The 12016-nt window shown below is 64.8% G+C and carries 9 protein-coding genes and 1 pseudogene; 8 read left to right on the forward strand and 2 right to left on the reverse strand.

The window, feature by feature from the left end:
• Positions 1-63: 63 nt before the first annotated feature.
• Entirely contained in the window at positions 64-1206 is a 1143-nt protein-coding gene (locus AWB81_RS29855) for a GNAT family N-acetyltransferase (protein ID WP_062640347.1), read from the reverse strand.
• Positions 1207-1401: 195 nt separating this feature from the next.
• On the opposite strand from AWB81_RS29855, the pseudogene AWB81_RS29860 reads away from it, so the two are divergent.
• Positions 1402-1671, forward strand: a pseudogene (locus tag AWB81_RS29860) (GIY-YIG nuclease family protein); the annotation flags it as partial.
• Positions 1672-1799: 128 nt separating this feature from the next.
• Here AWB81_RS29860 and ppa read toward each other — a convergent pair.
• Entirely contained in the window at positions 1800-2327 is a 528-nt protein-coding gene (gene ppa / locus AWB81_RS29865) for an inorganic diphosphatase (RefSeq protein ID WP_062640351.1), read from the reverse strand.
• Positions 2328-2624: 297 nt separating this feature from the next.
• Here ppa and AWB81_RS29870 point away from each other — a divergent pair, with 297 nt between their 5' ends.
• The 7 genes from AWB81_RS29870 (at position 2625) to urtD (ending at position 11782) form a co-directional block, all read left to right on the forward strand.
• Positions 2625-4064, forward strand: a complete 1440-nt coding sequence (locus tag AWB81_RS29870; protein WP_062640353.1) for an aldehyde dehydrogenase family protein — start codon at positions 2625-2627, stop codon at positions 4062-4064.
• A gap of 25 nt (positions 4065-4089) precedes the next feature.
• Positions 4090-4848, forward strand: a complete 759-nt coding sequence (locus tag AWB81_RS29875; protein WP_062640355.1) for an SDR family oxidoreductase — start codon at positions 4090-4092, stop codon at positions 4846-4848.
• 151 nt (positions 4849-4999) lie between these two features.
• Entirely contained in the window at positions 5000-6316 is a 1317-nt protein-coding gene (locus tag AWB81_RS29880; RefSeq protein WP_062640357.1) for an MFS transporter, read from the forward strand.
• Positions 6317-6675: 359 nt separating this feature from the next.
• Entirely contained in the window at positions 6676-7977 is a 1302-nt protein-coding gene (gene urtA / locus AWB81_RS29885) for an urea ABC transporter substrate-binding protein (RefSeq protein WP_062640359.1), read from the forward strand.
• 112 nt (positions 7978-8089) lie between these two features.
• Positions 8090-9721 carry an urea ABC transporter permease subunit UrtB gene (gene urtB / locus AWB81_RS29890; RefSeq protein WP_087135283.1) on the forward strand — a complete coding sequence of 544 codons (1632 nt, stop codon included), beginning with the start codon at positions 8090-8092 and terminating at the stop codon, positions 9719-9721.
• 1 nt (position 9722) lies between these two features.
• A complete protein-coding gene (gene urtC, locus AWB81_RS29895) occupies positions 9723-10919 on the forward strand; it encodes an urea ABC transporter permease subunit UrtC (protein ID WP_062640363.1) in 1197 nt (398 codons plus the stop codon).
• A complete protein-coding gene (gene urtD / locus AWB81_RS29900) occupies positions 10916-11782 on the forward strand; it encodes an urea ABC transporter ATP-binding protein UrtD (protein WP_062640369.1) in 867 nt (288 codons plus the stop codon). The genes urtC and urtD overlap by 4 nt, the downstream gene beginning before the upstream one ends.
• The last annotated feature ends 234 nt before the right edge of the window (positions 11783-12016 follow it).

Raw genomic sequence — 12016 nt, forward strand, 5'->3', positions numbered from 1 at the left:
CGCTGAAACGGGGCTCGAAGGCAATCGATTATCGCATGGGGTTTTTACGTCCCCTCTGCTTCCTCAAGTCTTCTTCCTGAACGGCGTATGCGCTTCCAGTTCTTCGATGTGCTGGTCCATCGCGGCGGTTTCCGCGTCGAGGAATTCGCCGATCGCGTGGGCAAAGCGCCGGTCGGCGATCCAGTGAGCGGACCACGTCGGAGTCGGCAACATGCCGCGCGACATCTTGTGCACGCCCTGCGCGCCGCCCTCGAAGCGCGCGAGCCCGTGCTCGATGCAATATTCGATGCCCTGCATGTAGCACGTCTCGAAGTGCAGCCCCGAGATGAACTCGCGCGTGCCCCAGTAACGCCCGTACATCACGTCGCCGCCGATCATGTTGAGCGCGCACGCGAGGCGCTCGCCGCCCGCTTCGGCGATCACGAGCAGCATGCTCTCCGGCGCCGCCGCGTGAACCTGCGCGAAGAATTCACGGCTCAGATATGGCGGGTTCCAGTGCTCGCGATACGTGTTCTCGTAACAAGCGTAGAAGAAGTCGAGCGCTCCGGTATCGATCTGCGCGCCGCGCAGCCAGGTGTAGCGCACGCCCGCATCGGTGACGCGGCGGCGGTCCTGCTTCACCTTCTTGCGCTTGTCGTGGCTCATCGTCGCGAGGAAAGCGGCGAAGCTCTCATAGCCGTCGCCGGGCAGGTTCTCCCAGTGAAACTGCACGCCTTCGCGCAGCATGTAGCCGGCATCCGTCAGCGCTTCGACGTCCTCCGCCTGCGGAAACAGCACGTGCAGCGACGAGAGATCGAGACGCTTCGTCAGCTCGATGGCACCGCGCGCGAGCGTCACGCGGTCCTCGTGATTCGGCGCGATCAGGCGCGGGCCGGTGACAGGCGAGAACGGCACCGCGGACAGCGCCTTCGGGTAGTAGCGGATGCCGTGGCGCTGGAAGGCGTCGGCCCAGGCGTGATCGAAGACATACTCGCCGCGCGAATGCGACTTCAGATAGAGCGGCATCGCGCCGGCCAGTTGCCCGCCGCGCTTGAGGAGCAGATGCTGCGCGCGCCAGCCCGTGCGCGCGATCGCGCAGCGCGTGTCCTGCAGCGCCGCGAGAAACTCGTGACGCACGAACGGATTGTCGCCGGCGAGGCGGTTCCAGTCGTCGGCGGTCACGCCTTCGAGCGTATCGACCACATGTATTTCGACATCGCGATTCAAGAGGCGTCCTCGCTGGGTGTTCCGAAGCGCGGCGCCACCATCCGGTGATTCATCGAACGGGCGCGGCGCGAAAGGGCCTATTCTCGCGCAAGTCGAAAAAATGCGCCGTCCGCTTCGGCGCGAACGCTCGCCCCAAAGCGGTGCTCTCGGCGATAATGCGCGGCAACCCGTTTCCCCCAAGCCCGATACGACGCCATGCCGTGGTTCCTGTACCTGATCGAATGCGCCGACGGCAGCATCTACACCGGCATCGCGACCGACGTGAACGCACGCTTCGAAAAGCATTCGAGCGGCAAGGGCGCGCGCTATACGCGCTCGAGGAAGCCGCTTGCCGTGCTCGCGTCGTTCGAACTGGCCGGGCGCTCGGAGGCGTCGCGCGCGGAATACTGGGTCAAGCGGCTCTCCGCGATGGAAAAGCGCGCGCTGATCGCGGGCGTGCGCACGCTCGACTCGGTGGTGCCGGCGCGCGAAGCCGACGCGTCGCCAGAGACACCCGCCTAGCGCGTCGAGCGCGCCAGACGCAAAGAAGCCGCGCGTGCCCGGATTGCCCGGAGCACGCGCGGCCTTTTTTCCCGCTCGGCGAACCGACCCGCTTACTTCTTGTAGTTCGCGACGCCGTCCGTGATTTCCTTCAGTGCGGCATCGGCGCCGGCCCAGCCTTCGACCTTCACCCACTTGCCCTTTTCGAGCGCCTTGTAGTGCTCGAAGAAGTGCTTGATCTGGTCTTTCAGGTACTCGGGCACGTCGTCGATGGACTTCATGTGCGCCGTCATCGGGCAGATCTTGTCGTGCGGCACGGCGACCAGTTTCGCGTCGACGCCCGATTCGTCCGTCATTTGCAGCATGCCGAGCGCGCGCGAGCGCACGACCGAGCCTGCCAGCAGCGGGAACGGCGTGATGACGAGCACGTCGACCGGATCGCCGTCGCCGGAGAGCGTCTGCGGAATGAAGCCGTAGTTGACGGGATAGCGCATGCCGGTGCCGATGAAACGATCGACGACGAGCAGACCCATGTCCTTGTCGGCTTCGTATTTGACCGGATCGCTTTGCGCGGGGATTTCGATGATGACGTTGAAATCGTGCGGAAGGTCCTTGCCCGGGGGTACGTTGTTGAAGCTCATGAGCGCTCTCTGAGAAAGTTGAGGTTCTGAAGCCGGTGACGCGCACCGCGCGACGCGTGAACGGGACGCTTTGGAAATGAAAACGCGCGAATGCGTCATTATAGCCAATCGGGATTTGGGTTCGGACTCGTCCGATGGCGCGATAATCGGTCAGGAGCGTCGGTCGGAAAAGACGAACCCGACCGTTAGACGGCAACTATGGTGCATGAGGCCGGAGTAAGGCATGGGACCGGAGTAAGCGCTGAAGCGCCAACTCTGGCCGACAGCGCCAGCTCTGGTCGACACAGGAGACAACGCATGGAAGAAGCGAAGCACTTCATCGGCAACCGCTGGGTCGCACCGGCTGTCGGCGAAACGATTCCCGTCGTCGATCCCTCCGACGGCCAGGTATTCGCGCAGCTCGCGCGCGGCAACGCCGCCGACATCGACCGCGCCGTGCAATCGGCGCGCGCCGCCTACGAGGGGGCCTGGGGCCACACGAGCGCCGCGGACCGCGGGCGCATCCTCGCGCGGCTGTCGATGCTGATCGCCGCGTGCAAGGACGAGATCGCGCAGCTCGAAGCACGCGACACCGGCAAGCCGCTCAAGCAGGCGCACGCCGACGCGGCGGGCATCGCGCGTTATTTCGAGTTTTATGCGGGCGCCGCCGACAAGCTGCACGGCGAAACCTTGCCCTACCAGACCGGCTACACGGTGCTGACGATCCGCGAACCGCATGGTGTGACCGGCCACGTCGTGCCGTGGAACTACCCGCTGCAGATTTTCGGGCGCAGCGTCGCGGCGGCGCTCGCGGCAGGCAACGCGTGCGTCGTGAAACCGGCCGAGGACGCGTGCCTGTCGCTTTTGCGCGTCGCCGAACTCGCCGCCGAGGCGGGCCTTCCCGAAGGCGCCCTCAACATCGTGACGGGCTACGGCCACGAGGCGGGCGCCGCGCTCGCGCGGCATCCGGGCATCGATCACATCTCGTTCACCGGCTCGCCCGCGACGGGCGCGGCCGTCACCAAAATGGCCGCCGACAACCACGTCCCCGTGACGCTGGAACTCGGCGGCAAATCGCCGCAGATCGTCTTCGCCGATGCCGACATGGACGCCGCCCTGCCCGTGCTCGTCGCGGCGATCGTGCAGAACGCCGGCCAGACGTGCTCGGCGGGCAGCCGCGTGCTGATCGAGCGCGCCGCGTATGAGCCGCTCGTCGAACGGCTCGCGGAAGCGTTTTCGGCGCTGAAGGTCGGGCCGAGCAAGCTCGATCTCGACTGCGGGCCGCTCATCAGCGCGAAGCAGCAGCAGCGCGTCTGGGATTTCCTCTCCGACGCGCAGCACGACGGCATCGCGATGGCGGCGCATGGCGAAGTGGTCGCAGAGGCGCCGGAAGCGGGTTTCTATCAGGCGCCGACGCTCCTGCGCGACGTCCCGCCGACCCACCGTCTCGCGCGCGAGGAAGTTTTCGGCCCGGTGCTCGCCGCGCTGCCGTTCGACAGCGAAGACGACGCATTGCGGCTCGCCAACGACACGAATTACGGCCTGGTCGCCGGCATCTGGACGCGCGACGGCGGCCGCCAGATGCGCCTTGCGCGCCGCGTGCGCTCGGGGCAGGTGTTCATCAACAACTATGGCGCGGGCGGCGGCGTCGAGCTGCCGTTCGGCGGCGTGAAGCATTCGGGGCACGGCCGCGAGAAAGGCTTCGAGGCGCTCTACGGCTTCACGGTCCTGAAGACAATTGCAATCAAACACGGCTGATCGAGCCGACAAAAAAGGAGACACTATGCGACTGCAAGGCAAAACGACCATCGTGACGGGCGCGGGCTCGGGTTTCGGCGAGGGCATCGCAAAGACCTTTGCCCGCGAAGGGGCGAACGTCGTCGTGAACGATCTGAACGGACCTGGCGCCGAGCGCGTCGCGAGCGAGATCGCGCTCGCCGGAGGCCGCGCGATCGCGGTGCAGGGCGACGTCACCAAGCGCGAGGACTGGCAGACGCTCTTCGATGCGGCCATCGAGGACTTCGGCAGCGTGCAGGTCGTCGTGAACAACGCGGGCACGACGCACCGGAACAAGCCGGTGCTGGAAGTGACCGAAGCCGAGTTCGACCGCGTCTATGCGGTGAACGTGAAGAGCATCTACTGGAGCGTCGAGCAGTTCGTGGCGTACTTTCGCCAGCAGGGCGGCGGCGCGTTCATCAACATCGCGTCGACGGCGGGCGTGCGGCCGCGTCCGGGCCTCGTCTGGTACAACGGCAGCAAGGCGGCGGTGATCATCGCGAGCAAGGCGCTCGCGGTCGAGCTCGGGCCGGACCGCATCCGCGTGAACTGCATCAATCCGGTGATGGGCGAAACCGGGCTCCTGTCCGAATTCATGGGCATGGAGGACACGCCCGCGAACCGCCAGAAATTCCTCGCGACGATCCCGCTCGGGCGCCTCTCGACGCCGCAGGACATCGCCAACGCCGCGCTCTATCTCGCCTCCGACGACGCCGAGTTCATCACCGGCGTAAGCCTCGAAGTGGACGGCGGACGCTGCGTCTGACGTGCGCGAGCGGGCGCGGCATTGCGCCCGCTCATCCGTGTTTTCCCCAATTAATTCAGCCGCTTGGCGCCCATCCGAGCGGCTAGAATCCAGCAGCATCGGGCGCTTTCTTGCAGAGCCCTTTCTATTAAAAAATCGAGGAGACAAAAAAATGGCCAGCACTGCCCCTCCCCTGCATCGCCCCGGCGCAGGAGCCCCATCCGCCTTCGAGGAAGCCACCTATCGCAAAGTCGCGTGGCGGCTTTCGCCGCTTCTTCTGCTCTGTTATGTGGTGGCGTATCTGGATCGCGTGAACGTCGGTTTTGCGAAGCTGCAGATGAGCGCCGACCTCGGCTTGTCGGATGCCGTCTACGGCTTCGGCGCCGGCATCTTCTTCTTCGGCTACTTCATCTTCGAGATCCCGAGCAACGTCATCCTGCACAAGGTCGGCGCACGCGTGTGGATCGCGCGGATCATGATTACCTGGGGCATCATCTCCGCGCTCACGATGTTCATCACCACGCCGACGATGTTCTACGTCATGCGCTTCCTGCTCGGCGTCGCGGAAGCGGGGTTCTTCCCCGGCATCATTCTGTACCTTACGTACTGGTATCCGGCGCACCGGCGCGGCCGCATGACCACGCTCTTCATGACCGCGATCGCGCTCTCCGGGCTGATCGGCGGGCCGGTGTCGGGCTGGATCATGAAGAGCTTCGACGGCGCGAACGGCTGGCATGGCTGGCAATGGCTGCTGTTGCTGGAAGGCATTCCGTCGATCGTCGTCGGGATCATGGTGCTGATGCTGCTCGATGACCGCATCGCGAAGGCGAAGTGGCTGACGACCGAGGAGCGCGACCTGCTCGAGCGCAATATCGCGGCGGACAACGTCGAGAAGGAAGACATGCCGATCGGCAAGATCCTGTCGAGCGGGCGTGTATGGATGATGAGCCTCATCTATTTCTCGTTCGTAATGGGGCTTTATGGCGTGAGCTTCTGGCTGCCGACGATCATCAAGGCGACCGGCGTCACGGATGCGCTCTCGATAGGCCTGCTGTCGGCGATTCCGTATGGCGCGGCGGTGGTCGGGATGCTGCTGGTCGCAAGGAGCGCGGACAAGCGCGGCGAGCGCCGCTGGCACATTGCGATTCCGGCCGTGATCGGCTCGATCGGGCTGGTGTTGTCGGTGATCTGGGCGAACAACACGGCGCTCGCGATGCTGGGCCTGACGCTCGGCACGATGGGCATTCTCACGACGCTGCCGCTGTTCTGGAGCCTGCCGACGGCGTTCCTGGCCGGCACGGGCGCGGCGGCCGGTATCGCGATGATCAACTCGCTCGGGAATCTGGCCGGCTTTCTCAGCCCGTATCTGGTAGGTTGGCTCAAGCAGGTCACAGGCTCGAATTCGAGCGGGATGTATATGCTTGCCGGGTTCCTGATTTTTGGCGCCGTGCTCGTGTTGAGCGTGCCGGCGCGGATGGTTAATCGGTAAGCACTTGCGCTCGGGGTTGCGTGCTCGACACCGTTCGAGCACGCAACCCTGACCTCGCCCGCGAGCGCGGGCAGCCAGCACTCCCTTCGCCCCGCGAAGGTGACTTCGCCTCCTCCCGCACGCACCGCCGCGAGGCACGCTTTCGGCGCGATGCACCAAAACGCCCCCAAAGGCGCTCCCCTTCCCGTTCCGAACGGCGACCCAAACTCCGCGCAAAGCCCCGCCAATCAAGCATCTATTGCACGTTGGCATACCCCTTGCAGTAATAACTCCGCTGCTCGTCCGCCCGCGCGCGGACCGCCAGCCCGAACACGCCTGTCCACTACGACTCATCACAACATATCGGCAAGGGGAAACACATGAAACGACGCAGTCTCCTGAAATTCGGCTCGATGTCCGGCGCGCTCGCCCTCGCAGGCCAGTTGCCGATATCCAAGGCTCAAGCCGCCGATACCGGTCCGATCAAGGTCGGCATCCTGCATTCGCTCTCCGGCACGATGGCCATCTCCGAGACGTCGCTGAAAGACACCGCGCTCATGACCATCGCCGACATCAACAAGAACGGCGGCGTGATGGGCCGGCAGATCCAGCCGGTCGTCGTGGACCCGGCGTCGAACTGGCCGCTCTTCGCCGAGAAGGCGCGCCAGCTTCTTACGCAGGACAAGGTCGCCGTCGTGTTCGGCTGCTGGACGTCGGTGTCGCGCAAGTCGGTGCTGCCCGTGTTCGAGGAGCTCAACGGCCTGCTCTTCTACCCGGTGCAGTACGAAGGCGAAGAGATGTCGCGCAACGTGTTCTACACGGGCGCCGCGCCCAACCAGCAGGCGATCCCGGCCGTCGAGTACCTGATGGGACCCGAAGGCGGCAGCGCCAAGCGCTACTTCCTGCTCGGCACCGATTACGTGTACCCGCGCACGACCAACAAGATCCTGCGCGCCTTCCTCCACTCGAAGGGAGTCAAGGATGAGGATATTCAAGAGGTCTACACACCGTTCGGACATAGCGACTATCAGACCATCGTCGCGAACATCAAGACCTTCTCGCAGGGCGGAAAGACGACGGTCATCTCGACGATCAACGGCGATTCGAACGTCCCGTTCTACAAGGAACTGGGCAACCAGGGACTGAAGGCGACCGACGTCCCGGTCGTGGCGTTCTCGGTCGGCGAGGAAGAACTGCGCGGCATCGACACGAAGCCGCTCGTCGGGCACCTGGCTGCATGGAACTACTTCATGTCGGTGAAGAACCCGAACAACAAGAAGTTCGAAACGCAATGGGCCGAGTGGGTCAAGTCGCAGAACCTGCCGGGCGGCACGAAGCGCGTGACCAACGATCCGATGGAAGCGACCTTCGTCGGTATCCACATGTGGAAGCAGGCCGTCGAAAAGGCGAAGAGCACGGACGTGGACAAGGTGCGCGTCGCGATGATCGGCCAGACGGTGGCCGCGCCCTCGGGCTTCACGCTGACCATGGACGGCAACCATCACCTGCACAAGCCGGTGATGATCGGCGAGATTCGCGGCGACGGCCAGTTCAATGTCGTGTGGAAGACCAAGACCGCGATCCGCGCGCAGCCGTGGAGCCCGTATATCGCCGGCAACCAGGGCAAGCCAGACATCGTCACGTCGATCCCGGCGTTCCTGCGGCGCTCGCGCGTGGCGTGATCGCCGACCGTTCGACGGTCTGAAGAAATGAAGCCGTACCGCCGCGCCCGTTGTGATTCGTCGCACGGGCCGGCGTCTTCATGCACTACCCCGCTCGATCTGAAAGGCCATCATGACCGGTTCGCCTAGCCATACCTTCGCGCGGATAGTCCGACGTGCGATCTGCGCAGTGATGATCGCCTGCGCGCCGCTCGCCGCATTCGCCGCCCTCACCGCCGACGATCTCGCCCCGCTCGGCGCCGACGACTTCGACGCCAAATCCGCCGCCATCGACAAGCTCGTCGCGAACGCCGACGCCACGTCGGTCGTCGTTCTCGCAGCGCTCGCGGACGGCTCGCTCGTCGCGACCGACAAAGGCCAGGTGCTCGTGCAGACCGACGATGGCAACAAGGACCCGCTGACCGGCAAGATCGTCGATGCACCCGATGCACAGGCGATCACGCTGAACAACCTGTTGCGCGCGAAGGTCGCGGGCGCGCTGTCGGCGCTGCAGCTCGCATCGACCGATGTCGCCAAGCGCCGCGAGGCGGTTGCCGCGCTGCTGAAAAACCCCGATCCGTCGGCCAAGCCGCTGATCGACAAGGCACGCGCCGTCGAAACTGACGCGGACCTGAAGAAGCGCCTCGACACCCTGTGGGCGATGACCGCGCTGCACGATCCCGATGCGGCGAAGCGCCTTGAAGCCGTGCAACTCGTCGCTGCGCGCCACGACCTCGACATGAACGAGCTGCTGCGCCCGATCGTCGCGAAGAAAGCGGACGGCAGCTACAACGAAGCCGATGAGCGCGTGCGCGCCGCAGCGCAGGCGGGCATCGCAGACCTCGATTCGATCCAGCGGCGCGGCCAGATCGCGGGCACGCTGTTCGCCGGGCTCTCGCTCGGCAGCGTGCTCTTGCTCGCGGCGCTCGGCCTTGCGATCACCTATGGCTTGATCGGCGTCATCAACATGGCGCACGGCGAGTTCCTGATGATCGGCGCCTATGCCACCTATGTCGTGCAGAACTTCGTGCAGCACTTCGCACCCGGCGCATTCAACTGGTATCCGCTCCTTGCCGTCCCGGTGTCGTTCGTGGCGGCGGCGGCGGTCGGCATCGTGCTCGAGCGGCTCGTGCTGAAGCATCTCTACGGCCGCCCGCTCGAAACGCTGCTGACGACCTTCGGCATCAGCCTGATCCTCATTCAGGCGACGCGCATGATCTTCGGCGCGCAGAACGTGCAGGTGACGAACCCCTCGTGGATGAGCGGCGGCGTCAACGTGATGCAGAACCTGATCCTGCCGTACAACCGTCTGACGATCCTCGGCTTCTCGCTCGTGGTCGTGCTGATCGCCTGGGCCGTGCTCACCAAGACGCGCCTCGGCCTCTTCGTGCGCGCCGTCACGCAGAACCGCCGCATGGCGGCGTGTGTCGGCGTGAAGACGGCGCGCGTCGATTCGTACGCTTTCGCATTCGGCGCGGGCATTGCGGGACTCGGCGGCTGCGCGCTTTCGCAGATCGGCAACGTCGGCCCCGACCTCGGCCAGAGCTACATCATCGATTCGTTCATGGCGGTGGTGCTCGGCGGTGTCGGGCAGCTCGCGGGGACGGTGATCGGCGGCTTCGGCCTCGGGCTCATCAGCAAGACGATCGAGCCGTTCTGGGGCGCGGTGCTCGCGAAGATCGCGGTGCTGGTGCTCATCGTGTTGTTCATCCAGAAGCGTCCGCAGGGCATGTTTGCCCTGAAGGGCCGCAGCGCGGAGGCTTGAGATGACCGCTTCATCACCCGACGTAAGCGCGAACCTCGACGTCGCCCCGCAACCCGACGACCGCGCGAAGCGCGAAGGCTTCGCGCTCGGCCTGCCGCCACGCGCCGCGCTCCTGCCGCGCAGCGGCTGGCTTGCGCTCGTCGCGCTCATCATCGCGATGGGCATCTGCGTGCCGGTCGCCGCGCTCGTCCTGCCGGAGACGAGCACGTTCCATCTCTCCGCCTACGCGATGACGCTCATCGGCAAGCTCATGTGTTACGCGATCGGCGCGCTTGCACTCGATCTCGTCTGGGGCTACTGCGGGATTCTCAGCCTCGGCCATGCGCTCTTCTTCGCGCTCGGCGGCTATGCGATGGGCATGTACCTGATGAGGTCGATCGGCCGCGAGGGCACGTATCAGAGCGACCTGCCCGACTTCATGGTGTTCCTCGACTGGCACAAGCTGCCGTGGTACTGGGAAGGTACCGAGCATCTCTGGTATGCGCTTGCGCTCGTCGTGCTGGTGCCGGGCATTCTCGCGTGGGTGTTCGGCTTCTTCACGTTTCGCTCTCGCGTGAAGGGCGTGTACCTGTCGATCATCACGCAGGCGATGACGTTCGCCGCCATGCTGTTCTTCTATCGCAACGAGACGGGCTTCGGCGGCAACAACGGCTTCACGGACTTCAAGCGCATTGCCGGTTTTCCGATCACGCATCCGGGCACGCGCACGGCCCTCTTCCTGATCACGTTCGCCGTGCTCGTGCTCGCGTTTCTCGCGGCGCGCGGGATCGTGACCTCGAAGCTCGGCCGCGTCGTCACCGGCGTGCGCGACGGCGAAGCGCGCCTGATGTTCCTCGGCTACAGTCCGCTCGCGTACAAGCTCTTCATCTGGACGGTGTCGGCGGTGCTGTGCGGCATTGCGGGCGCGCTCTACGTGCCGCAGGTCGGCATCATCAATCCGAGCGAGATGTCGCCGGGCAACTCGATCGAGATGGCGATCTGGGTGGCCGTCGGGGGGCGCGGCACGCTGATCGGACCGATCGTCGGCGCGTTCGCGGTGAATGGCGCGAAGAGCTTCTTCACGGCGAACTTCCCCGAATACTGGCTGTTTTTCCTGGGCCTCATCTTCACGCTCGTGCCGCTGCTCTTGCCGAACGGAATCATGGGCCTGATCGACGTGGCGCTGCGCAGGAACAAGACCGGGGGGCATGCGCAATGACCGCTCACAACGCTTTGATTGTCGACTTGCCGCCGCTGCCGGAAACGAGCGAACGCAACATCAACGGCATTACCGGCCTCGGCCACGTGCTGGCGCCGGGCGAGATTGACGTTTCGCACGGGACGATCCTGTATCTCGAGGACGTGACCGTTTCCTTCGACGGCTTTCGCGCGCTGAACAAGCTGACGCTGTCGATCGACGTCGGCGAGTTGCGTTGCGTGATCGGCCCGAACGGCGCGGGCAAGACGACGATGATGGACGTCATTACGGGCAAGACGCGGCCGGATGGCGGCAAGGTGTTCCTCGGCCAGACGCTCGACCTCACGCGCATGTCGGAGCCGGTGATCGCGCGCACGGGCATCGGCCGCAAGTTTCAGAAGCCGACCGTGTTCGAGAATCATCCGGTGTGGGAGAACCTCGAGCTTGCGATGAAGACGGACAAGCGCTGGTTTGCATCGTTGCGCGCGCGGCTGGACCGCACGGCGCAGGTGCGGATCGAGGAGACGCTGGAGCTGATTCGTCTTCAGCACGAGGCGACGCGGCTTGCGGGCGAGCTGTCGCACGGGCAGAAGCAGCGGCTCGAGATCGGCATGCTGCTGATGCAACAGCCATCGCTGCTGCTGCTCGACGAGCCGGCGGCCGGCATGACCGATCACGAGACGATGGAACTCGCCGATTTGCTCAACAAGCTGCGCGGCACGTGTTCGATGATGGTCGTCGAGCATGACATGGAGTTTGTTGCGGCTCTTTCCGGGGTTGCCGGGAAGGTCACGGTCATGGCCGAGGGGTCTGTGCTCGCCGAGGGGACGCTCGATGATGTCAAGCGGAACGAGACCGTTATTGAATCGTACCTGGGGCGCTGAAGCGCCGGTTTTTGAAGTGTCGAACTTTTTTTGACGCTCAGGCGCTTCTATGGAACTTGCTTTCTTTGTGGTCTATTAGCTCTGCCCCTGTCCGGGGCGGGACTCACTTTCTTTGCTGCTGCAAAGAAAGTAAGCAAAGAAAGCAGCTAGGGGGCCAACGGTGTTAGGACGTCACCACCCTCGCAGTACAGAGTGGCCCAGCCCCTAAGTGTCGCCCTCAAAGGATTTGAGCGG

Source organism: Caballeronia arationis (assembly GCF_001544975.2).
Taxonomy (GTDB): domain Bacteria; phylum Pseudomonadota; class Gammaproteobacteria; order Burkholderiales; family Burkholderiaceae; genus Caballeronia; species Caballeronia arationis.

Excerpts from the sequence above, each read along its gene's own strand:
- urtC (WP_062640363.1), top strand. The coding sequence starts at position 9,723 with ATGACCGCTTCATCACCCGACGTAAGCGCGAACCTCGACGTCGCCCCG.
- ppa (WP_062640351.1), bottom strand. The coding sequence starts at position 2,327 with ATGAGCTTCAACAACGTACCCCCGGGCAAGGACCTTCCGCACGATTTC.
- AWB81_RS29880 (WP_062640357.1), top strand. The coding sequence starts at position 5,000 with ATGGCCAGCACTGCCCCTCCCCTGCATCGCCCCGGCGCAGGAGCCCCA.
- AWB81_RS29875 (WP_062640355.1), top strand. The coding sequence starts at position 4,090 with ATGCGACTGCAAGGCAAAACGACCATCGTGACGGGCGCGGGCTCGGGT.
- urtA (WP_062640359.1), top strand. The coding sequence starts at position 6,676 with ATGAAACGACGCAGTCTCCTGAAATTCGGCTCGATGTCCGGCGCGCTC.
- AWB81_RS29870 (WP_062640353.1), top strand. The coding sequence starts at position 2,625 with ATGGAAGAAGCGAAGCACTTCATCGGCAACCGCTGGGTCGCACCGGCT.
- urtD (WP_062640369.1), top strand. The coding sequence starts at position 10,916 with ATGACCGCTCACAACGCTTTGATTGTCGACTTGCCGCCGCTGCCGGAA.
- urtB (WP_087135283.1), top strand. The coding sequence starts at position 8,090 with ATGACCGGTTCGCCTAGCCATACCTTCGCGCGGATAGTCCGACGTGCG.